Here is a 25643-nt window from a genome sequence, read left to right on the forward strand (position 1 = left end):
ATTGATGCGTTTAATACATCAAAATTTAAATACCTCAAAATTTAAGATTTTAAAACTTAATACATTGATTGGCATGTGGAAATTGGCATACGAGAGTTTAGGTGGACAAATGAGAAGTATTTGGACGGTTTTGCTAAGTGTTGTCGTCTGGATAGGACGTTTAGCTCAGCAGGCGACTAAGGCTGCTCTTATTTTCCTGATTTCGGTGGCGATGTGGTTGCCGATGTGCCTAACTGCAAACACTGCTGTAGCTGCTGAAAGTGACACTGCTGCGACTGTAGCTAGCTCTGGTAATTCTGGTAAAAAGCATGAGTCCAATAAGTCTGGCGATAAGCCTAAATCTGCTGCTAAGCCTAATGCTGCTGGTGCTGATACTGCTGATATTTCTGCTCCATCGCAACCTCCAGTTTTTGTCGATGGACAAAACAGTGCGTTTGCAAAGCTGCAAAATGGTGTAAGCGTAAATAATAATCTTGCTAACAACGCCGCTAAGGGTGATGACTCCACAAATCTTGTTAACAATATTTTTGATAGTGTTGCTCAAAGTATGGCAAATAATATTTTGTCGCAAAGTTCTTCACAGCGTTTCTCTTCGCTAAACTCTTCTTTGAGAAGTTCTAAAAACAATCCGTTGTTATCAAGTAAGTCAAGATTAAGCGATTCACGTTCTTCGGATCGATCTTCTAATGATTCAAATCGTTTTGGTTCTGGTAGAGAGTTCCGACCTGGCTGTGATCACAATAGTGCTCGTACAGAGTGTTTTACTGCTCCTGGTGATTTGCAAGGTCGTCGTGCAACAACAGGTCATGATTATGACATGAATACTGATCAAGCTTGGATGGTCAACTCTAGTTGGAATACGCCTAAAGGTAAATACGAAAACAATGATAATTTTGTGCCATATCCTAAAGGCACGTATTTGATGCGAAGTATTGACAATATTATTCACGGTCGTCCAGGAGACAGTTGGCAAGGTAGTGGTGGTCAATCTCCAAATAGGCTTCCTTTGGACGATGTGCAAGATTATGTTTTCATGAGAAGACAGACTAAGCCAGATGGTAGCGGCTACATTTGGGATGTGCTTTTTAACATGGGTGCTCGTGTTCATGGAGCTGCAGACGCATGGAATTATTTCACTATTCCAGATAATCAAGAGCTCGATGCATCTACAAAAGATCCAAATACTGGAGAAGCCAGCCAATATATTAAGAGATATAAGTTCAATGACAATAATATTTACGGCTGCAAAAAGGATTGGGTGAATCCTAATGGTTTCTGTGCAGACGTTGAAACAAAGCCAGTTACTAACGGTCAAACTATTCAATATGATTGGAAGTTTTTAGCGACTAAGCCTGGTGGTTATTTTCTGAGTAAAGATGCTGCTACTTCTGTATACCATGGTGGTGAGCAAAATAAGAACGACAATGGCGCTTTTGGCGATTGCAATTGGGAATTTGGTTTTGATTGCGTTAATTCCACTAAATGGGGTGCTCTTAGTGATACTCAAAGACAATATGGTCCTCAAATCCCTAAATTTGATTTCCCTGGATTGAATAATGCTTATGCAACGCTTATAAAGAATCTTAAGAACGCAGTAAAAAATAATTCTGGCATGATATTTGCGTTCAAAAACAATATTTATGATCAGAAACGTATACCGTATGGATATCATATTCATTTTACGACTACAAGTTTGACGGGTAGAAGAGACGAAGACCCATTCTATGGTGCTGGAACGTATTACGGTAATAGAGGTCGTGGTACAGCTAATGAAAAAGATCCGTACCGTGGAAGCAATTTAGCGTTACAGCACTTTGTTGGTGCTGCAAAGTATCGTATGCTCAATAATCAATGGTATGGTGTGCCGAATCTTATAGATATGTTCATGCCTAAGTACGTGTTCTTACGCGGAACTGGTACAGGTCCATTTGATAGTGACAATGGTCAACAATTAGCTAAACACGGTTTGCATGTGCGAAGTTTAATGCTGAATCCTGTTAATCAAAAAGTGTGTGATGAGGATTATTCTAGAGACTGTCCTAATGATGCTACGATTTACGCAAAGGGTGAACTGAAACTTGTACCTCCAATTGGCAAAGAGGGAGGTTATAAGCGTGGAAATCTGTGGTATCGTAACCATACAGGTAGCGATAAAGTAAATACAGAAGACTCAGCTTTTGGTGACCATACTGCTGACTTGCAGTACATCAACAAAGACCTTGGAATGGGTCAGGTTGTTTCATTACCGTATAAGGTTATCGGTCAGTCAGATGTGTTTAAACCTTTAGAAACTGAGGAATGGAAGCCAGATAAGCCATACAAATATTATTCTTCGCACGCTAAATTCGATGCGAAAGATTTTATCAATTTCCCAGATAAAAAGTCTACTGTTTATACTCAAGCAAAAGCTCGTTTCCCAAGATTGTGGATGCCTGATTTTAATCGAAAAGATTATGGTTCTGTAAAAGACAATACTTATTATCCTTTAACTGAGCAATTTAATAATAATGGTCAGCAAGTTAATAACGATATTAAATCGCGTGCAATTTACGATGTTTCTTGGGCAAAAGAAGATGGAAGTGATGCTTCACAAACTTTGCAAGATGCTACAGCAAAAATTGCTGTGAGATTGCCAGTTGTGGACGCATTTGATCCTTGTAACAATAGTGACACTAATTTTGGCAGAGAGAGTAAGAGCGTAGAGAATAAAAACAGAGAGAACAGCGGTACTAACAGAGATGCTAGGAAGAATGATTTGTGTTCTCCTGCTCCAGTTAATGGCACAGAGCGTTATATTTGGCGTTTGTATGATGCTCCAAATGGCGGAAGAATTGGTGACGATTTAACTGCTAAACAGAAAGCAGACATTTTACAAAAAGCTAAAAACGATAGCTTTGAATCAAACGGAGACTATAAGATATTTGAGCGCAAGGGCGATCATAGTACTGATAGAATGATTCTTCAAAAAGGTGGAGAAAACAGTATTCAGGTTGTTCCTGTAGTTGTTGGCGTTAAGTATGCAAAAATAATTTATTATGACGATTCTAGAACGCTAATGCCAGTTATCTTTACAAAGATTGATGATGAGAAGCCTACTATAGACGTGAAAGTGAGCGTTGACGGCGGTGAGCCTCAGACTGTTCCTGAAAGCGGATTGAATGTACCTGTTACAAGCAAAATCAAATTCTTTGTAAAAGGTCATGATGATAGACGTATCTCTTTGGGCGTAAAGCGTGAAGATGGTCGTACTCTTAAGCATGACGATACTAAGGAAGTAAACGATTCGTTCAAAAGTATAGTTTTTAATAAGTTTGATCAAACAGGTAAAGGTAGTGTTGATACTTTAACAGATAAGGCTGGTTTCCTCACTAATCAAGATAATCTCACTAGTGTAGATGTAAGTGATGTCGGGCTTCATACGCTTACTTTCCATGGATGGGATGATGCGGGTAATGAAGTTCAAAAGACTATTAAAATAAATGTCACTAGTGAAGGTTTCCAGAAGCCTTATGTGTGGTGGCAGAAGAAAGATAATGGTCATTACGAAGGTAAAGTAAAGCTTTTACCTTCTTCTAAGAACGTAAAATTAATGTTTGTACGCATTTGGAAACGTGGTGATGCTAAGCCTGTTGATAATAACGAAGATATTACAAAGAAGTGTACTCCTGGCAGTAACTCTTGTTATGGAATTATCATTCATAGGAAGGATTCAGATGCAAGTGGCAAGACTTGGGAGCAACTTAATTCATCTACTGCATCTATTGATTTTTATAAGAAACTTATTAAACCACTAGATGATCTTAGTAATCCTAATGAGAAAATAACATTTGAGGCTAAAGACGGCGGAGTTGAAGTAACAATTCCAGAACGTTATGCAGAAATCGGTTCAAGAATTTATGTTGATATTTCAACTGGTAAAGGTAAAGGTCTTACACAAGATAAAACAAGTTCTGATCCGCTTCCGCTAGATATAACTTTCCCTAACGGCATGGTTCAAGTGAACCCTTATGAGCTGAATCCTTCCGAACGTCATGCTTTAGCAGAACGTATACGCGCTAATAATGAGCGTATAAAGTGGCGTGGTGACGAAATCGGTTTCGTAAATGATGGTAAGAATAACGGCTATAAGGATGGTAAAAACGATCCTCAAGGCAAGTATTCTTGCGATGTTGAAAACGATAAACAATATAAGATTTGCTTATCTTTGAATCCTGTACAAGAAAATACAGCTAATGGAAAACGCAGCACAGAGAAAACGCTTAGCGTAATAAAGAAGACTGGTATAGGAAACGACAATAAAGATGATCAAAAGCAGGAAACTGTGCTTGATCCTACTCAAAAGAAAATCACGCGATTTGTTGATATCCGCAAAGATTATGATTGGTCATGGAATACTGGAAATACTGCGCATAAAAATAATCTAAAAGACCGTGATAAAGATGGTGGGTTTAAAAGATACGGTGCTGACGGTGCTCAATTCCTTGTATACGAGTATGACATTAACGACAAAGACTTTAATACTGAAGATTTATTGAAAGCTTTGCAAGGAAAAGTAAAGAAAAACGTTGAAGGTGGAAGAGAAAATCAGCCGTCTTTGTATCCAATGAATACTGGTGAAGCTGGATCTATAACAAAAGGCGAAATTGAAAATTCTTGGAACGGTGGATGGAATGGTCTTCCTGCTAGAAGAAGCAGCAATAACGGCGATCAAGCGTATGCTAGATGTCTTGTAGCTACTGGTAGGTGTGATCGTAATAGTAATCCTTCTAATCGCGGTGAATGGGTTAATATTTTTGACGTAGTTGAAGTAGGCGGTCTTGGCGGAAAAATAAATATCAGCAATACTGGCATTACTGACAAGAGTCACGTTGTACAATCTCAAGGATATTTGATGCCTGGTGGCTCAGAGCCTAAGTTCAACGAGCAAGAATCGGGTCATAAGTTTGCTTCTGTGATTTTAAATAAGAATATTACTACTACAGACAAATTTGCTACTGATCTTCAGAGAGTTCAGATGTACATTTTCAACGGTAGACCATGGGAGGATTTGGCAGTTAGAGGCGAAGGTCATACATATGAAGGTTATAGCGCGCATGGTAATGGTAGGCAGCTTGATACACCTAACACTATTAACGTATGGTTTGTGCCTGTAGACAAGAATCGTCCGTGGATTGAGCGCAAAAATGAAAACTCTAAAATTCTTAGCGGATGCTTAAAAGATAAAGACCATCCAACTCAATGTGATTCTAATATAGAATCTTTCGATTTGGGTAAAGCTGATTTTTTGAAGAATCCTGCTTTGTTTAATATAGTTGATCAGTTAAAGCTTAATGATGACTTTAATAAGTCTGCTGATGGCGGCGAGAGTAATAAGGCTTTGAAGAGTAGGCTATGGGTAGATATTGTTGCTGAAGGTGCTAAAGACCCTAAGACTGGTAAAGCTCCTCGCATCCGTTTCGTTAATGGTGGAGTTGCGAACAACAAGGCGTTAAAGAGCTTTATTTACAAATGGAAAGGAAATAATTCCAAGTCAGCAACCACATTCAAACTTATAGCTCAAACTGCAGATGACTCAGGAAATAAATCTGGTGATGAAAAATCTTATGAAACTGTAGTTGGCATGTTCAAAGGTAACTGGAAGGATGCTACGTCTCCAACTGTTGTTGCATATGATGGAAGTAATGATAAAAAAGCTTCTACTGAAGCAACATGGCTTCATACTATGAAAGATGCTGTTAAAAGGTCAAAAGACTATCATAACGGTGTTTTAGTTCATAATAGTTCTAACGCAACTCGAACTGCTATATACTACACTACAAAACCGAAGCCAGCTAAGCCAAAAGCAGATAAACTGAATGCATCTAGATTGCAGTCGGCTGATTCAGAAGCATTAGAATCAGCTGCTTCGGATCCTTCTACTAATAGTGAATCATATTGGAATGTGCTTGCTATATGTAAAAAGGATGGTTCATGGAGTGTTTGTGAAGGTTATAAACCTGTAGATGGAAGTAATATTAAGTTAGAAAGCAAAACTGGAAACGTTACTTTTGCTCAAGGTTTCCTTGCTCCAGGAAGTGTAGTCCGTGCGCGTAGCCGTATTGGAATTGGTCCTTGGACTAAGATGCCTGGTGTTAAAGAACAAGATGTATCTAGTGAAAATTACAGTCATGATTCGTCTACATCTAATTCTGCAGATAGTTTATTAAACGAGAAAGCAGAAGATGTTGATGATGTAATTCTTATGGATTATGCGAGCGAAACACCGAGTGCAGTATGTCGTGCGGATACTATTGCTGCGAAAACATGGCTTGATGGTTCGCATACATCGGATTGCGTATTCTTCCCTGTGAATGTTAGTGAAAAGGTTGTTCAAGTACATCCTTTGTTGCTCACAAAATCAGAAAAGGCTGCTGTTGACTACGTACTTAGAAGAGATAATGCTGTAAATTCTGTTGACGATAGCTCTTGGAGCGAAAATCTCGACGATGATTCTTCTAATGATACAAATAAAGATCATTACTCAACTGGTGAAAATAAGTCGATTGTAACTTGGGTTCGTTTGCAATATGCTTCAAGCAGTAAGCCTGAAGATAAGCGACCTGATTACAAAGCAGGAGACAAGCAGGATTCGTTTATTCTCACTCGTGGATGGAGAAGTAGAGAAGTAACACCTACTCCGCATTATAATCACATAACTCGATTCGCTACGTTGCGAAGTGTTGGTAAGGATGATGCTGACTACAAGGTTACTTGGGATGAAAAGAAGCCATATATTGGTGAGCGTTCTAACGACCCGGGATTTGAGCTGGTTGGCAAGCCTGGTCATCAATCGCTTGTGTACCGTTATAACGCGAGTACGAAAGACAAGCGCATCGATTTAAACCAATTACAGAATGCTCTCACTCTTAAGCCGAATGTTCCATCTGGTATGAGTGAAGATGAGTTTAAGAAGATTCAACCATCTTTGCGCGTTGTAAGTGGTACAGATAAGAAAAATGGCGAAGGTAGTAAGGAAGTTACGGTACAGCTCCCTGATGGCAAAACTAGAGTAGATAAATTCGGCAATGGCTCTGGTTTCTTCACGCTGAACGATGAGTATATCAATATACCTGATTTAGTATTAGGTAATGGAAACTATGGTGGCGGATTAAATGTTTCTAACACTAATGGCATGAATTACAGTACATTGGGTAATAATTATTCGAATATGAGTCCTCAAGATATTACTGTGAACAAATGGTGTGAGGGCGGTGATACTGCAAATCCAAATTGTACGAGTGTCAATTCTGAATCATTTAATCTTGAAAAAGTTTTAGGCGGACATAAGAACATAGAAACTGCAGATGACATAAAAGGAACATCTAAAAAGGCTATTGCTCCAGTTTATGCTTTGTCGCTTTCTAACGGTTGGGCAATGTATAGCTTAAAGAACACGTATGGCTATGATGCACAAACTCATTTTAAGAATGTTGCCTCTGCACCTACACTTCTTCCAGTATACGTAGTGCCGGTTGATGTAATAAAGCCTAAAGCTGAATCTATTGGTTTGCTTAAATCTTCGACTATGGCTAAACCTTACGAGGTTAGTGCTAATGACATTAAGTTCACTTTCACAGGTAATCCAGACACTAACGGTAAAGTGGGCGGCAAAGAATTGTTAGTAGATGCTAGCGATGATTTTGATTCTCGAGACGTAGTTGAGAAGAATCTTCAAGTATGCGTGCGTTGGATGAACAATAATAAGCCTCAAGATAAAGATTGCACGCCTATTTTGAAGCGCGATAATAGCGGAAACGCAAGTGTAGATTCTGACAAATTGCAGCAGATGCTTGTCACGCATGGCAATACGGCTGTTTACGCCGTATACGCGCAGACAAAAGATAAGTCAGATAATAAGAGCGTTGGCTATGATGAGAGTAAAGAAACAGCTCCGATCATAGGATACATAAAGATTACTGGCATCAACGTGTCGCCGATTCCGCTGCCGTTTACTGGTGGAAACGCTGCTATTACGTATACCTTCTTGTTCGGCATATTAATGGCACTCTTCATCGCGTCGGGCGCATTCGGTAGGCGCGGATGGTTGGCGTCTGTGCTTAGCGGAAACGGATTTAGTGGCGAGTTAACGTACAGCAAGCATTGCAACGTTTCGGCAGAACCGTTGCGCTGCAGGAGATTGTTTGGCCTTATCTACAAAAATCGCCATTAAATTTTGCACGTTTTGCTATTCCTAGATCGGAGTCAAGTATAGTAAATCTTATTTATATAAAACATTGAAGAACATAGATGAGAGTTAAAAATTATTTGAAAGCGAGATAAGAATGAGCGAAACACTAGTCTTGGCGCGCAAAGATTACGTTACAAGAACCATGATTCGAATTATTGCAATAGTTTCGTCCATTTACGGAATGGCAATGTCTTGGGATTCAATGGCACTAACGTATTTTACGAATCTTTCTAACTTGATGATTTGTGTTGCGCTGCTTGGCTCGCTGATTTTAGACACGCGAAGTGCGCTTAAATCTAAAAGCGATGAACAGAGTGAGCGCGCTGGAGCCTGGGTGGATGCAAAGCCAAACGCATGGTACATTTTTAAATTTATGATGACGATTTCAATCGCCGTCACTTTTACGCTGTACCTGTGCTTTTTGGCTCCTACAAACAAGCTCGGATTTGTTGGCGCGTACATGAACAATGGGTGCTCAAGCTTATGCGTGCATTTTATAACGCCGCTGCTTGCGATTTTTGACTTTGTTCTTTTTGATTACAAGTACAAGTCCAGCTGCGCGCACGTTTATTTTGCTACGATTCCGCCGCTCACTTACGTTGCGTACGCTGTGTGTTTAAGCGAGTTTGCTGGCGTGCGATGGGGAGAGCATGCTATGGCAGCGCCGTATAATTTTTTGAATTACAAGGCTCCTGCAGGATGGTTTGGTTTTGCGCCAAACACGTTTAATTCCACAACGCTTGGAGTGGGTGTTGTTTATTTGCTTGCCATTTTTACGCTGATTTTTATTGGCATTGGAATAGCATTTCTTGCGATTAAAAACGCTCGCACTACGCGACTTTTTAGTCAACAATAGTTAGCGCAGCTAATCTGCGCTATCGCTATTTCCGCCTTTTGTTGCTAATTTTGCCGTTTAGAGCTACAAAAAGCGGAAGAATAGCTCGCGCCAGTTGATAGAATTGTGTTTATGTGTACGGAAGATTCTGCGCTAGATGCTGTTCAATCGTTGCTTGATGGCAGTCTTAAAAACACCAGCGAACGTCACACCAATGTTTTGTTGGTGTTTGGCGCTCCAAATTCTGGAAAGTCAAGTTTCGCTCTAAACGCTCTTCTATGCGGTTTGCGAGCTAATTGGAAGAATACGCAGGACTCTAAATACGATGAAGCCGTACAGCTTTTACTCAAACATGCGATTCGCACTGATTTTGCTATCGCCGCAGCCCAGAATCGTGCAACTGCCGCACGCATGTCTAACTACGTAATAAGCAATCTTGGTGTTTCATACCAGTCTCGTCCAGTTGGCACTCTTTCCGCTTTTGCATTCAGCCTGATTTCCGCACGAAATAAGCTTTTTGGAATACCATCTCCTAAATTGCTTAACGGCGCTGAACAAGATGCGATTCTTCGCGAAATAGTGCGAATGCATGTTAATCATGTTTTGCAAGGCGATAGCGGTGATTGCAAAATCTGCTCGCTTTTTAACGATTATTTTTCTGGAGAGTATTCTAAATCTTTGCAAGATGGTGATTATAAATCACATGATTCTTGGATTTACGTAATATCGCAGTTGCAAAACAGTGATAATCTTATGGATTCGTTCGACTCTACAGATTATCGGAATGCTCATAATGCTTATAATGCTCAAAATACTCAGGATTTGCCAATAAATAGTGCTTTCATTCATCAACTTCGCGATATGCTCGCTCGGTTAGACGAAATGGGAATTGTAAGCGAATCTGCAGAGTTGCAAATATTAAATAGCCTTAATTTTCAGTCGCATTTGCAATCCGGCTCTAGTTCCGATTTGCTTGCAACTTTGCAGGCGGATTTGCAATCTTCTAGCATTGCTAATCGTTTGCGTGTGCAATGGAATTTGGCTTTTGCACTTCGTAGTCAGTATGCGGATTGTGTGCGGAAAAAATATCCAAATGCTTTTAGATTAGATTCTTCTAAACTTTTGGCTAGCGGTGTTCAAATTTTGAATGAGATTTTTAAGAGTTTATATGATGATAATACAGAAGAATCGTCGGTTGCTGGCGACTATTCAGCTGGCTCTTCAAAAGATTTTTCTAAAGAATTATTTGCGCTTAAATGTTCACTTCCACGTCTTTTGGTAGTAGATGATTTTCATGATGTAACACTTGCTGGACTTGCATTTCTTGAGTCTTTATCTAGTTTGGGCGTTCGTATTGTTTTAACGGCGAACCCAGACGAATCTGTGCAATCCTTCCGTGGATCATACCCAGATTATGTGGTTGAAGCTGCTCAGCACGGTGTTATGCAAGCAGCGGTATTTAAAATTTGTGACTATAGGATTGACGGTGTAGCTGAGCCTTCCAATGATTCCAATGATTCCGCCGATTCTCCAAATACTTCAGATTTGCTAAAACAAAATAGTCGCTCAATTCCACTGGGTCTTTTTTCGTCTAGGGTTTCTCTTTCAATCCCTTCGCTTATGCCAACGCCAACGCCTATCGCCCGAAGGGCTTGGAAGATGGTAAATGTTAAAGGCGCTTTTCCTATAGAAAAAATCGAATCAAATTCGCAAGAAACAGAAAATTCTTCGGTTTCTGGCGACTTGTATCGTACTGCGCGCGAAGAAATGGATTGTGTTATTTGGCAAATAAAACGCGCTCACTTAGATCACAAAATCCCGTGGAAAAATATGGCTGTGATTGCTCACGATAATGCTACTGTTCGTGCTTTTGGCGAGCGACTTCGCAAAGATGGTGTTCCTGTGCGATACTCGTCCGTTACTCGCGCTCTCAGGGAAGAGCCGTTTATAAAAGCATTGTTTGCGCTTATTGAATTGGCGCAATTTAGCCAAAATAGCGTGGATAATTTAGCTAAAGACGTATCTTTAGGAACTCGCACTATTTCTTCGATTGCGCGTTTTGTGAAAAGTCGCATAAAAACCATAATGGATAGTCCCCTGATAGATTCAGATAATTATAATTGTGCTGATTTAAGTGCTGTAGAAGCGCTTATGCGTTCCATTGTCTCTCTTAGTGACATGGTTACATCTAAGGAAAATTCCCCTCTTAGCGTTCTTATAAGACAGTGGGATTTACTGCAAAATCAGCTTTTAAACAAGACTGATTCTAAGAATGATGGTTTGGATGCTAATTTTAACTTCGACAATCGTATTTTTGATTCAAATCCAAACCCTAATTCCACGCGATTTAGTGTTGATTCCTGCTATCTTCTGATAATTAAAGCGCTTATTGATAGTTGTGCTATTGATAAATCAATGGATTGTGATGATTTTAGTGTTGATTCCTGCGATTCTGATTTATTGGATAAGTCACCAGCTGATAAGTCACCAGCTAACCAAACTCAATCTGATCAAACTACAGAAATTTTTTCTGTTTTGCAAAAAATGCGCCCAAACAGTGTTCATCTTCGTACTTTAATGCGCGTTTTTAAAATCACGTCTAAACTGTCTAAGATTTTAAAACAAGATTTAGCAAAAATTCAAAATAGTGAAACAAACGAGGCTAGTTACATACTTGGGCAGGCGTGGAATCTTTGTAATTGCGCTAAAAAGTGGCAGATTCAAGCGCTTAAAAACAACGATGAAGGTCGTCTTGCAAACGATAGACTAGATGCTGCTATGCGATTATTTGAGTATGCTAATTCGTTTAATTACATAGATTCGCGTGCGGATTATTACGAGTCGTCGGTTGCTGGCGACTATTCTGCAGCGGCACCAACAATCACACAGTTTATTGATCAAGTTCGTCAAATGGAAATTGAAGCTGATTCTCTTGCCAGTGTTGCTCCTGCTCCTGATTCTGTAACGCTCACAACTCCGTCTGGCTCGGTTGGTTCTCGCTGGGATTATGTGTGGATTCCAGCCGTACAGCAGCGAGTTTGGCCAAATACTGCGGCTCGAAGCACAATGTTTGGGTCAGAAACTCTAGTAAACATGGTGTTAAATAATAGGATTTTCGGCTCAGTAAACCTTAAATCTAATAATTCTAAAAATTCATCATTATTAGATGAATACGCTAATCCTACTGGAATTTGCGTAAACGATAGACAAGCGATTTTTACTGGAGAGCAGCGAAGCTTTTTAATGGCGATTACGCGCGCCAACCGTCATCTATTTATAAGCGCGGTTAATAGTGATGATTGTGTTCCTTCTGATTTTCTCTACTACTATTTGCCAGAAATATATTGGCGTAATGCGGATGGAAGTAGTGAATACACTGATTTCTGTGAAGATTTTGCTGTAATGGATGCGGATCCTAGAGGGCTTGTTGCTTCGGCGCGAACACAAATAGCGCGTGCAATATATGAATCAGAAAATAGTCACAACTTAGACGGAAATCCTACTGTTAAAGATGCTTTAACAGCGTTGAATCTTTTGAAAAATAATGGAGTGGATTCGGCAAATCCAGAAAATTGGGATTTTATTCGTAAAAATTACGGTTCTAAGACCGAAGAGAAATCTATTGAAAACGAATCAAAATCAAACTTAGTCACACTATCTCCATCAATGGTGGATAGTCTTTGGTCATGTCCAGTCTGTTGTCTTTTAGAGCGAAAATTTGCAGGTCCTACACGTGGAGGAACGGCAGCACAATTCGGCACGCTTATTCATGAAACTGCTAGATGGGCAAGTCAAGATGAGCATTTAGACAACGAGTATTTACGCGAAAAATATCCACAATTGCAAGCGTTTGCTGCGGTTAAAAATGACAAAGTTAGAGAATTGCCTGACTTTGATTTTTCGTTTGAATCTATAAGCGCTTTACAAAAAAAGGCTATTGAAGATGTTGCAAACACTATGATTGAGCATTATTATTCGATTTGCCCAAGCGATTCCAATATTTCAGACGTAAAAGACCGATATTGTTTTATAAAAAATGATTTAAATGTTCGACGAGCGCTTTATACGATTGCTCAATATTTTGTAGGTTCTTTAACTGGATCAAACTACCCGATTATGGCAAAAAAAGATGAAGACGGTGTGGTTACTGATATTTTACCAGCGTTAGAAAAATCGAAGTCTGCAAAACCTACAATTGCAGACGTCGATTTGGGGAATCTTGAACATGCCTATTGCGAGTGCAATATAAATGCCACTTTTGGATTCGACGATATTTTAAACGCCTATAATCGTGCGTCTAAAACAAAAACAAGCATTACGGATCTTTATTCAATAATGGGATTCTTAGTAGGCGGATGGCAAAATGGCGCGTCTAGCGATTTGCGAGTGAGGATTCAAGGTCGAATTGACCGCATGGAAATTAGAAAATTAAATGACAATACGGAACAAATTCGCTTAATCGACTATAAAACAGGAAAAGTTCCTAAAACGCAGCAGGTGTTTAACGATTTACAACTTATCTGCTATCAGCTTGGGATTGTGTTTTGTAACGAAAACGTTGAAGACGTTAAACAATTGCTTAAGTTTAAGCATACAAAAATCGCGCGAAGTGCGCTGTTTCATGTTGTATACAAAGATTCTCCTGCACAAGATAATGGTGTTGCAGAAAACATTTGTCAGCCGTCTTTGTTTGATGCTAATGGCGCGTTGAGCACTAAAGGACTGATAAGTCGATACAGGTATGCAGATGATAATCGTCTTTACGAGCTTCCAGATATTGATGCGCAAAATCCTGCGGACGGTGTGAGCCAGAATGCGTGGTCGGATTTTGTAAACCTGCCTATGAGAACAAAATGGTCTCTTATGATGATATCTCGAGTATTCTTTGCTGCTTCTGCTGTTAAGTCAACCAGTTTTGTTGTTGAGCCAAAAGCAGACCATAAAAATCATTGCAGATGTTTAGATGTATGTCCTGGTTGCGCTGGAAAAGTAGACACGGTTTACGAAATGATTGAAGGTAAAAATGAATAATAACAACGTTAACGCCGTAAAATCCACGCCTAATAGTGCTCCAAGTTTAGAGCAAAAAAACGTTATAGAAGCGCCGATTAATCAGGACGTTCTAATAGTTGCTGGAGCTGGCAGCGGCAAAACATACACTATGACTCGCCGCGTAATACATTTAATTAAAAGCAAAGTTCCGCCAGAATCCATATTGGGATTAACCTTTACAAACAAGGCGGCCGCGGAATTGCTAAGTCGCGTTTCTGCAGAGGTGAGTGTAAGCGGTGAAAATGGCGCAAAGTCATTCTTAAAGCCAGAAGTGATGACGTACGACGCGTTCTTTCAATCAATCGTAAGAAGATACGGGCTTTTGGTTGGCTTTAATCAAAACACAATGCCATTAAGCGATGCTGGCTCGATGGAAATCATAAAAAGTATAATCGGAAAATATTTAGATAATCCACAAAATCACAATAAAAATTTAAACAAATTATATGATTTTGACACGTTATGTTCAGATGTTATGAAACTTTGTGCTGAAATATCATGCTCAATGATAGGTGTAGACGCGCAAGGAAACACTTGTTCCAGTGTGCCTCAAGCAGTACAAAAAATACGAGAGTGGAATAACGAGTTTGCAGAACACTTAAAAAATGTCATAGGAAACAAGAAAGTCGAATCGCCATTACCTGCTAAATCACCAGCAATACCAAAATACAAAAAAGTCAAAAAAACTGCTGGAATGAGTGCGGAAGACGTTACAAAAACATCTTCAGAAAAATTTAAACAAGCGTGTAAAAAATACGAAAAATATTGGGATGATTCATGCTTGCAACTTTGCGTGAATCTATACAACTCATGTGTAAAAAGAGACATACTGTTAGATCTTGTTTTGCAATTTGACGCTGAAAAAAAGCGCGTAAACATGGCACAATTTAGCGATTTTACAATCGCAGCCTACTATTTGGTTACACATTTTCCTTCGATTTGTGCGCAATACAGGAATCAATATTCGCAAGTTCTTTTAGACGAATACCAAGATACTTCTACAACGCAAGCAATGCTTATAAACACGCTGTTTCATGCGGAGAATGATGCGGAGAATGATGCGGAGAATGGTGGCGATTTTGTGGCGTCAAAGCGTACACACGTTATGGCAGTAGGAGACCCATTCCAAGCAATCTACTCGTTTAGAGGCGCTTCAACTGGAGCTTTTTGCAAGTTTGAACAAGACTTTAATATAAACAAACAAAACAAATATTCGCTAACTGTTACACGCAGAAACTCGCTTTTTATACTAAAAGTTGCAAACGCACTAACTGAGCCGATGCGCGGAGAAAATGGCGATAATTCAACGCAAAACGCAAGTCGTAGATTTAGCAGCATTGACGATCGCGAAGTGCAAGTAGAAACCTTAAAACCAAAAGAGGATGCGCCAAATGGCACGATTGCAGCGCTATTTATGCCATCTCAGGCAGAAGAAATCGACGCAGTAGTGCGATTTGCGCAAAAAATTATAGAAAAGCAGGAAAAGCAGGAAAGTCAAGGATCTCAAGTATCTCAAGTATCGCGCGAACCACAATTGGCAATACTATTTAGAAGTAAAGCAAATATGCCAAAATATGCTGAAAAATTAGAATCAGCAGGTATAAGAACAAGCATAGTAGGATACTCATCGTTAATCGAAAAGCCAGCAGTTAAAGATGTATTAAGCCTCCTAAAAGTAGTGCAAGATCACAGCGACTCAAACTCACTTATGCGACTCTTAGCCACACCGCGTTTTGCGCTATCTACTAGCGATTTGAGCGCATTAGCTGCAATCGCAAATAGCGCAAACACGGAATATCTTTACAACATTTACTCGTCGGCAGGATTATTAGAAGCAGATCTTCCTAAAAGTCAGTGGGATTCTGCCGTTCGCAATCTTAGAAACAAGGCGAATAGTGGGGAAATATCTGGGCAAGTCATAAATATTTATGGCGGAGTTTATTTAGCAGACCTAATAATGCGTGATTTTTCCACAAAAAACGACCAGTGGGTTAATCAAATGCAGCAAAAACTTAGCATTAGAGGGTTTGATGCAGTAAAAAGACTTAGTAAAATCCTACATAATGTAGAAGGCATACAAAGAAACTCGCTAACAAACGTAATGCAAGCCGCTGTTCAAGCTCTTAATGTAGACATAGATACAGCAGTGGGGTCTGCCTTAAAATACAAGGATTTTAGCAACCAAATCATGCTGGACGACATGCGTAGTGTGTTAGATTCGCTAAATGCAATTGTAGAAACATATATTCAGGAAATGGGCGAGTGGCAGGACGTAAGTTTGCGCGGACTAATAAGCTGGATTGACTCAGCAAAAAATCTTGATTCTCAGTCAGGATCCTCTGTTTCATCTTCGTCTCAAACAGAACCAGCGCAAGTCGTGCTAATGACAGTTCACCAATCCAAAGGATTGCAATGGCCTGCTGTTGCTGTAGTCGGACTAAATGAGGGCGCTTTTCCAAGTAATCAAGGAGATTCGCTAAAAGTTGATGATAATGGGCAGGCAAGCGCTCGCATACCGATTGAGTTTGGTGCAAGCGTGCCTTCTGCGTTGCGCGTGGATGCCAACATTTTGCCGCATTTTCCGCATACAGTCACGCGCGCGGAGGCAATGCACCCAGAAAAAGCAATGCAAAGTTTAGATAGTGTGCAAAAGATTTTTGACGAGATTAAGCCAGATAGAATCAAAGCTTTGTGCGATTTTGCGGAGGCAGTTAAAGAAGTAGATTCTTGCGATTCTTCGGATTCTGGCGATTTTTTGAGCGAAGAAACGCGCCGCGTGTATAACGCGTATAAATCCCAGCAAAACGTTGATTCTATGCCATTTACGCAAAGTGAGGAGCGCGGAATTCAGCTTCACATGGATGAGCGTCACCTTATGTATGTTGCTCTTACGCGCGCAAAGTTCGCTGCTCTTTTAACAGGATCAGCTACATCTGGAGATAGCGCTCAAAGTGGCAGAAAGCGCAGTGCGTCAGTGTTTCTTAACGAATCAATAAATGCTATTAAAAATCTCAATGGAGCTATCAAAGTCCAACGCTGTGATTCAAATGAGGAAAATAAAACAGAATCGAAAGAATCTGAAGAATATGAAGAACAGGATGTTTTCGGTTTTATAGCTGGAGACGATGCTCAGGAATTTGCTGCAGAATTTAGCAAAATCGCGCCTCAGTCTGACTCATCAAGTTTAGAGCCAACACTTAAATGGCCTTGTACGTTGAGCAGTACTATAGAAAAATCCTTAATAGAATCAGCAAAACTCGTAGAAAACTGCGATTCTGATTTAGAATCCGTATACGATTCATCCATAAACACAAACCCTAAATCGTTGCTCTATAAGGCAAAAATTTTCATACAAGACGCGGACTTAACATCACAAAATGACTGCGACTATTCGCTAGAAGAATTAGCCGAAAAAGTGAATAAAATATCTAGCGGATCAAGACTAAACGTAACATCGTTGCAAAAAATAAGTAAAATCGCACAAAATGCAAAAACAAGCGTTTACAACAATCTATTGGCTTGCATTAGACCAATCCCGTCCATTCCTTCAATAGATGCAAACCTGGGCACAAAATTCCACGCTTGGGCGCAACAGTTTGTAGACTCAGCAACACCGAGCGAATCTTGTGAATGCTACGAGTGGAAAAACATTGTAAAACATGGAATATCGTTAGAAAAAACGCCTGAAAACAGACAAAAAGTTATAGATGATTTTAATCAAAGTTGCAAAGATTCAGATTCGCAAAGCTGCGCATTAAATCAATGGAAGCAACGGCTTATAGAATCGCGTTGGGCAAAACGAGTGCCGCTAGCTGCAGAAATGCCGATTTTAATGCAAATCGATAATACGGAATTTGCAAATAGAATCATCAACGGCACTTTGGATGCTGTTTTTGCAGGAGGACTAGACGCTAGCGATACTACAAAACTCTACACAATCGTTGACTGGAAGACGGGAAAGCGGCCAAAAAGCGCGGAAGATATTCGCCTAAAACTAGAGCAGCTCGACTGGTATAGGATGCTGCTAGCGCGCGCAACAAACGTTGATTTAAGATGCATTGACGCCACTCTTTACTACGTTAGCGAGGCGCGTGCGGAAAATCGCGAGATTCACGCATTGTGTAAAACGCGCGACGAAATTTTGAGTGAAGCGTCTTTTTAAAATCAACTTTTTTGATAATCTAAAAGTAGAATATAAGCCGATTTAAGTTAGTAAAAGTAAAGTTAGTAAAAGTAAAAGAAGGACAAAATGACGGTTGAGTTTCGTCCAGTTAAAATTAACGACATTGACGCAATCATAGAAGAATACGAGCGCACATGGGGGATTGCGAATGCTGTTGGAGCAGACGCTTCGCGCAATCTTTCTAGGCGATTCGTGCTGCACTATTTAGAGCCATCCACGTTTGGAACTGTTGCAACGATAAACGGCAAATTTATGGGACTTTTGCTTGCGCGCGTGTACGGAGATAAAGTGCTGTTTAAGCAAGTTAAGAAGATGCTAGAAGAGCAAGAAGCAAAGATGGCTATTAAAGGCGATTCTTCGCACGCAAAAGCGTTGGATTCTGCGATTGGCATGGGCCAGATTGAGCGCAAGTTAGAGGCGATGAGCCATATTAACGACTTGACTCAGGCAGAGTTGGAGCTTTTTATTGTTTCTCCAGACGCTCGCGGGCACGGAGTCGGTGGCGGATTGTGGAAGCGCACAATGCAACATTTGCGCAGCCGCGGAGTGAATCGCTACTTTTTGCACACAGATACGGCTTGCGATGTTAGTTTCTACGATTATCACGGGCTTAGGCGAGATGCTACGTGGGCTAAAAAGGATCATGAGAAGTATGCGAACCGCGTAAAAGATCTTGTTGAGGACTTGTACATATATTCGGGCGAGCCGTTTGTAAACCGCACCAAGCGCTTTGACTGAGCTTGAAATTGCATAACGCATTTCAAGCTCCTTCAAAGCGTGATTTGGCTCAAGAATAAAGTCCAGTGGACTTTACACGCGACGAAGACGTGAGCGCAGCTAATCTGCGCGAACGACATTCTCTGTTTACTGTTGCGCGAGGGCTGTGTGTTTCTACGTTCGCGCGGTCTAAGCGCGCTCGCGCCTTCGCTAGCGTTGAAAGCACACTGTGCTTTCAACTTTGAGCAAGCTCAGCGAATCGAGGTGACTTCTCGCGCGCTATGCAGCTCGAAGTCGTCGATTCGCACAACGCTCTGCCTCTTATGTGTTATCTTGTGTTGCGGTTGTTCCGTTTTGGCTTTGATTTTGTTTTTAGGTTGAAGTTTGTTTGTAGTGGTTGATCATTTGGATTATTTGGTATCGTCTGCCGCTCTTATACTGTTCGACCAAGAATCACCCAGCCCTATTACATGCTAGAACAATTGCGTGATTTTCATCACCGAGATTTTTGTGTGTTGTGCGCGTTAATCATATAAAATTCATCATACGAATTAATCTTAAATTGTATAAAACAATTAGTAAAATATGACTTGCATAATTGTGTGGATTTTGCGGTCGGGTTGGCGCATTAATCCAAAGAGTAAGATAATGGAGTAAGAGTATGTCTAAGAAGATTCGTGTAGTTAAGCACTATTCTGGCGTTAATTCTGGTGTTGGGGCTGATTCTCAGCCAGTTCTTTCAAAGAGTGTTTGCGCTGCAATGCTAGCTGGCGCAATGGTGCTCGGGGGGGGGGGTATTCGTTTCCTCACCTGCCTATGCTGACGGTTATGTAGACGGCACTGGCAACAACATTTATTACGGTTATAAAACAGACGCAAGTTATACAGAAGCTCGTTTCCACATAGAAGTGGATTATTACGATACTCTTGAGCATGCTCAGGCGGGCAAGGATGAAGGTAAAGACCCGCTTGGAAAGTTTGTTCGCGTTCATTATCTTTCTAATTGTGCCAAAAAAGACGGCGCAGCTGACGATTGGCGATTCCGCCCAATGTGGTGGTATGGCGTTCCAAAAGGCTTGAAGAACGTTCAAAATATTACGTATACGCGCGTTGAAAAACTAACAAATCAGCGCGGAAATCAGCCGTTTGTGCCAACTGGCTCTTCGCAGTTTACGTTTACAGATACAAACGGCTACGGCGTTGTGTCTAAGAAAACATATCCTACTCCAAAGCAGTGGAAAAGCATCTCCAACTTCTACTTTGATGAGCAAAATGTGCTTGCAAGTAAGGGATGGAAGCAGCTGCTTGGTCTTAATGGGGGAAGTTACGATAACGCTGGAAATACGGAGAGCCAGTGGAGTGTTTACCAAGAGCAAACCGCTGGCTTGCAAGGCATTTTTGTAGACTGGGAGTCTGCAGGGCAGCGCTTCTACGATATGACTTATGTTGGCGAGATGACGGATGATGCTTGGCAGAAGCGCGATGAGAATCCGCTTCGTTTTGCTGCTGGCGTGTATCGTTTTGCTGGTAACTGGCACTATGCTGTTGGTCAAAAGCACAATACGCCAAAGATTGCGGACCATTTGAAGCTTAACTATCCAGAGGTTACGAAGGTTAAGAAGCTTGATGCGCTTAGCACTGATGAAAAGGGTAAGGTTCAAGAAGCAATAGAAAATGCTAATCGCGGAAAAGCTGGTTCTCAAACTCTGTTTGATGAATTAGTTAAAGACGGTCAAGACGGCATTGTTATAAATAATGACGGCTCTGCAACTATAACCTTCAAAGACAACACTAAGCGCACTATGCCAGCTAGCTTGCTTGTTTCTAAAGACGAGTCCGATAGCGATAAGTATAAGCCAACTTTGCCTGATGCAATTCCTGTTGTGAATCCAAGCGTCTTGACGAAGGAAGATAAGGAAGCTGTTATTGCTGCGTTCAAGAAGGCGAACCCTGATAGCAGCGAATTTGGCAAGCATCTTGCTAAGGATAATGCTATTGCTTTCGATAAAGACGGAAAGAACCTTGTTGTGACTTACGAAGACGGCTCCAAGGCTACTATTCCTGCGTCTGAGCTTGTGTTCCAGGGACCAAAAATCTCCGACTGGGCGCCGTATGTTGTGCCAGATGTGATTGAGGTTGAGAATCTTTCAAAATTGACTGACACGGAGAAAAAGCAAGTAACCGATGCTTTCGATAAAGCAAACGCTGACTTGGATGTCTATATTGCAGCTAAGAAAGACGATAAAACTCCTGTAAGCTTTGATAAAGACTTCAAGAATGCCATCATCACCTGGGCAGACGGTTCAACAACAGAGATTCCTTCTTGGCAATTCCTAAAGCAAAAGGCTGCTGAGCAAACTCCTACTCCAAAGCCGCCAACTCCAAAGCCAGCTGAAGAAAAGAAGACGTTCACGGTTGATTTGCCGGATGCACCTGCTCAGGTAAAATTTGATCCATTTGATAAGCATGCTACTGTTGCTCCAGGTTTAATTACAACACTTCAAAATCAGTTAAAGGGTCGTAATGCAAAAGATGCGAACGATCCTAGTAAGTCTGTGACTATAACATCTGCAACGATTAGTATTGCGGATGGTACCGTGACTTTCAAGGCTGATGGATATGAGGATAAGGTTTATCCAATCGGAATCTTCTATAAAAAGGAGGTAACTGGAACTGGTACCCAGAATCCTACGCAGCAGACGCCTACGAGCAAGACTGATACTGACCCTAACAACAACAAAAATACTTATAAATATTTTGTTACTAAGACTCAAATTAATGAATCCAAGGTTTCTGATGTAAAGCCTCAAGAAGCTGCTAAAGCATTAAAGCAGTTTGTTAAAGATAATTACACTGGTTGGACTGAACAAGAATTAGCAAGTGTTACTAGTAACGTAGCTGTTGGTAAAAACTGGACAGCGAAAGCCGGTACAACAAATCTTGAACCATATAACAATGGTAATGGAAGAGTCACATCAATTAGTGTAAATAGTGATAATGGATTAACAGTTACTGGTTATCAGTATGCAGACCAGGATGACGCTAATATTGACGTATCAACTGAGACCCCATTATTTATTATTTCAGCAGATGATTTGTATGCTCCAAATAGTGGAAGCCAGACTCCTACGGACAACACCGTTGAAAAATTGAAAGAGCTTGCTAAGCAGCTTCGTGACCAGCGAAAGCAAGCTGGAGAGTTAACAGATGATGCTATAACCACTCTAAAAGCTACTGACACAGATATTGATGGCATGAATAATGAGAAAGCTCTTCGTGAGCTTATCAAGAAGATTGCTGATTATCAGAAGCCAAAGCCAGTTGAGTATACGTACAATTTTGAGAAGTTGACGTTGGATCACGAGGGTGATTTAACTGATGATGATTACAAGAAGATTGTTGTAGAGCAGTTCTTGAAGAAGAACTATACGACGACTGACTGGTCAAAGCTCGCGAATGCTTATTCTAAGAGTGCTACTGTTCTTTCTGGCAACAATGCAAACACATATAACTTAACTCCTGCTACAAGTGGAACATCCGGCTTGAATATTTACAATGGAGATAAGCAAGCAGGTGGTGTGACGAGTGTTGGTATTGATTCTAGTGGTGATTTAGTTGTTCGCGGCTGGAAAGCAGGCTCTACCGATAGTCATGCGGAAGAACTGATTCGAATTAAGAAAGCTGATTTGTTTACTCCTAAGCCTAAGGATCAAAACCCAACCCCATCTGCTGATGATCTCAAGAAGTTTAAAGAGCAGGCGAAGGAGCTTATTAATCGTAATCCAAAGCTTACTGATAAGCAGAAGGAAGAATACAAGAAGCAAATTGAAAATGCTAATACAAAGGAGCAGATTCAGAATATCCTCAAGCAGGCTAATGATCAGGCTGGCAAGAATAATGTAACTCCTGAACAGTTAAAGGAAAAAGAAAAGAAAGACAAAGAAAATAAGGAAAAAGAGCAGAAAAAAGAGGAAGATAAAAAGCAGGAGGACCAGAAGAAGCAAGAGCTACAGGATAAGAAAAAGAAAGCTTCTGATGCAATTGATGGTCTTGGCAATCTGACTCAAGATGAAAAGGATAAGCTCAAGGAAAAGCTGAATGGAAAGAGTGGGGATGCTACCAAGCCTGGTGCTAAGACTCCTGAAGAAGTTCAGCAGATTTTATATGAAGCTAATAATCTTAATGAAGCGCACAAGGATGTTAGTGCTGGCGCGCTTCCGTTCCTAAGCCACGGCAATGCTAACAGCGAGGACGATAAGGCTCTTAAGGAGCTAATCGGTTCTGATCCGAGCAAGAAGGATGCAGCACTCACTGCTTTGGAAGATGCTCTTGCAAAGAAGGATCCTGCTGCTACTGCAGAAGAGATTAAGAATGATCTTGACGCAGCCAAGCGCCAGAACGCAATTAATGAGCAGAATGCAAAGAATGCTGGTATTGCGAAGCTTGATGCTAAGAAGGCAGAACTTGATGCAGCATACAAGGCGTTGAATGATGAGCAGAAAGCAAAAGCTAAAGATAAGTATGAAGCTGCCGCTAAGGCAATCGATGATGCCAAGAACACTGTTAACAGTGCAACAAAGCCTTCTGACATCATGACAGCTGTTAATGGTGTAGATACTTCGCTTAATGCTGCTAAGGAAGACATCAAGAATAATACGCCTAAGCGCGATACGACTGGCAACACCAACGATGACCAGAACGCTCTCAAGCAAGAAAAAGAAAAGCAGATTGAACGTATCAAAAATAGTGATCTTCCCGATGCTGAAAAGAAGAAGGCTATTGATGATATCAACAATGCAAAAAAGCTTGGCGACCCAACGGGTATTGCTGATCGCGCGCTGAAAGCAAAGAAGATTGCGGATGCTCTAAAGAAGATTGATGAATTTAAGCATTTAAACAAGGCTCAAAAGGATGCTTTCAAGGCGATCATCAATGGCACTGATGCTGGTAATCACAAGGACGATAATGGCAAAGATACTGGTGTTGACGACATTGACGATGCGCTCGCAAATGCTGCAAACACCGATAATGCTATGGCTCGTCTTGAAGAGCTGAAGGTTATTGCGGATAAGTTTGCTAAGGGCGATGCATACAAGAATTCTAATGACGCTAATAAGAAGAAGGCATTTGATGATGCCTCTACTGCAGCTGGTGCCGTGCTTGACAAAGCTAAGGGCAATCCTAAGGATGCGGATCAGGTTAATGAGCTGTACAAGGATCTTCTTAAGGCAATGCAGGATCTTGATAACACAGTTAAGGGTGCAGGCGTTAAGACCGATGCTCTTGCTGCGGAGATTGACTCCGACAAGAACTTGAAGCCAAGCGAAACTGATCCTAAGACTCCAGGTGACCCTGTTTATAACACTTCTTCTAAAGATAAGAAGGAAGCGTTTGACAAGGCTCTGAAGGATGCAGAATCTGCTTTGCAAACAGCAAACAGTGATAATGAGGATGCTAAGAAGCCTACTTCCACTCCGCTTACTCCTGATCAAGAAGCTCAAAAGCAGAAGGCTGTTGACGACGCTCTAGACAAGCTTATTAAGGCTCGCCTTGCTTTGGATGGTGTTAACACCAAGCCTTTGCAAGATGAGATTGATAAGGACAACAAGGTTAAGAACTCAGATAAGTATACGTATTCTACTAAGGATAAGAAGACTGCGTTCGATACAGCTTTGAGCGAAGCTAATGAATTAATCAAGAAGCTGACTGGCGCTGCCGATCAGCAAGCACAACCTGGTCAAGGTACTCAACAGCCAGATCTTAGCACAAAGGAAGCTAAGCAGAAGGCTTTGGATGCGGCTTTGAAGAAGTTGCAAGACGCTGCTAAAGCTCTTGATGGCACGAAACCAATAGAGCCAACTCCAAATCCAAATCCAACTCCAACTCCAACTCCGACCCCGACCCCAAGTCCGCTTCCAACTCCTGGTGCCGGAACTGATAATCCTGGTTCTGGTAATGCTGGTTCTGGTTCTGAAGCAGGTTATGGTGTGAACGATAATGCGCCTACCATTGTAGATAAGGGCGAGTTGAACATTCAGATTGATAGTGCTGAAACTGATTCTAAGCCTGGCAATCCTGGTTCTGGTAATGCTGGTAACGCAAACGCTGGCTCAGCTACAGGCGCCCAGGGTGTTGCAGGTACATCTTCAGGCTCAGGAATGGGCACTGGCACTGCGGGCGCAGCCAATGCAGGTGTTGACAACAAGGCTGTAAATAACGCTGTAGAAAACGCTCCAGAAGTAAAGCAAGCGGATGCTGCTGTTAAGCAGGCTGCTGCTACGTTAGACGAAGCTTTGGCACAAGCTAAGCGCGTTGCTGCAGATCCGCATGCAACGCAAGCGCAAGTTGACGCTGCTGCTATTAAGCTTGCGGATGCTCGTAAGGCACTTGCGGATGCTCAAGCCAATGCTGCAAAAGTGCGTGCAGCTGTTCGCAGCCGCGTTATAAAGGGCATGCGTTCTCGCGGGAATGCAGGCGTTGCTGCGGGCGCAGACGTTGCTACTGCTGGATTGATGGCAACTATGATTGCTGCAATTGGAGGAGCGTTTGTAACTCGTCGCATGCGCGCAATGCACGCTAATCGCGACTAGCGTTTAGTTGCTACTTATGTAGGTCGTCGCGCGACGACC

At 41.2% G+C, this 25643-nt stretch carries 7 protein-coding genes; all 7 read left to right on the forward strand.

Features of this window, described 5'->3' with window-relative positions; genetic code table 11:
• Window positions 1-109 precede the first annotated feature (109 nt).
• The 7 genes from HXT55_RS01995 to HXT55_RS02025 all read left to right on the forward strand — a co-directional run bounded on the left by HXT55_RS01995 (window position 110) and on the right by HXT55_RS02025 (window position 25604).
• Window positions 110-8209 carry a cell wall-binding protein gene (locus tag HXT55_RS01995; RefSeq protein ID WP_421792321.1) on the forward strand — a complete coding sequence of 2700 codons (8100 nt, stop codon included), beginning with the start codon at window positions 110-112 and terminating at the stop codon, window positions 8207-8209.
• Window positions 8210-8321: 112 nt separating this feature from the next.
• Window positions 8322-9083, forward strand: coding sequence for a hypothetical protein (locus HXT55_RS02000; RefSeq protein WP_421792323.1), 762 nt, complete (start codon window positions 8322-8324; stop codon window positions 9081-9083).
• 111 nt (window positions 9084-9194) lie between these two features.
• Window positions 9195-14093, forward strand: a complete 4899-nt coding sequence (locus HXT55_RS02005; RefSeq protein ID WP_421792325.1) for a PD-(D/E)XK nuclease family protein — start codon at window positions 9195-9197, stop codon at window positions 14091-14093.
• Window positions 14086-18276 carry a UvrD-helicase domain-containing protein gene (locus HXT55_RS02010; RefSeq protein WP_421792327.1) on the forward strand — a complete coding sequence of 1397 codons (4191 nt, stop codon included), beginning with the start codon at window positions 14086-14088 and terminating at the stop codon, window positions 18274-18276. Before HXT55_RS02005 ends, HXT55_RS02010 begins: the two co-directional genes overlap by 8 nt.
• Window positions 18277-18363: 87 nt before the next feature.
• On the forward strand, window positions 18364-19035 hold the full coding sequence (locus HXT55_RS02015; RefSeq protein WP_013399735.1) for a GNAT family N-acetyltransferase: 672 nt from the start codon (window positions 18364-18366) through the stop codon (window positions 19033-19035).
• A 640-nt stretch (window positions 19036-19675) separates the two neighbouring features.
• On the forward strand, window positions 19676-19837 hold the full coding sequence (locus HXT55_RS02020; RefSeq protein WP_162861822.1) for a hypothetical protein: 162 nt from the start codon (window positions 19676-19678) through the stop codon (window positions 19835-19837).
• Between the two features lie 85 nt (window positions 19838-19922).
• Complete coding sequence (locus HXT55_RS02025; RefSeq protein WP_421792329.1) at window positions 19923-25604, forward strand: GA module; 5682 nt, start codon at window positions 19923-19925, stop codon at window positions 25602-25604.
• Window positions 25605-25643: the final 39 nt, after the last annotated feature.

Source organism: Gardnerella sp. KA00718, from assembly GCF_049244285.1.
In the GTDB taxonomy this organism is placed as follows: Bacteria; Actinomycetota; Actinomycetes; order Actinomycetales; family Bifidobacteriaceae; genus Bifidobacterium; species Bifidobacterium vaginale.

Excerpts from the sequence above, each read along its gene's own strand:
- HXT55_RS02015 (WP_013399735.1), top strand. The coding sequence starts at position 18,364 with ATGACGGTTGAGTTTCGTCCAGTTAAAATTAACGACATTGACGCAATC.
- HXT55_RS02005 (WP_421792325.1), top strand. The coding sequence starts at position 9,195 with ATGTGTACGGAAGATTCTGCGCTAGATGCTGTTCAATCGTTGCTTGAT.
- HXT55_RS01995 (WP_421792321.1), top strand. The coding sequence starts at position 110 with ATGAGAAGTATTTGGACGGTTTTGCTAAGTGTTGTCGTCTGGATAGGA.
- HXT55_RS02000 (WP_421792323.1), top strand. The coding sequence starts at position 8,322 with ATGAGCGAAACACTAGTCTTGGCGCGCAAAGATTACGTTACAAGAACC.
- HXT55_RS02010 (WP_421792327.1), top strand. The coding sequence starts at position 14,086 with ATGAATAATAACAACGTTAACGCCGTAAAATCCACGCCTAATAGTGCT.
- HXT55_RS02020 (WP_162861822.1), top strand. The coding sequence starts at position 19,676 with ATGTCTAAGAAGATTCGTGTAGTTAAGCACTATTCTGGCGTTAATTCT.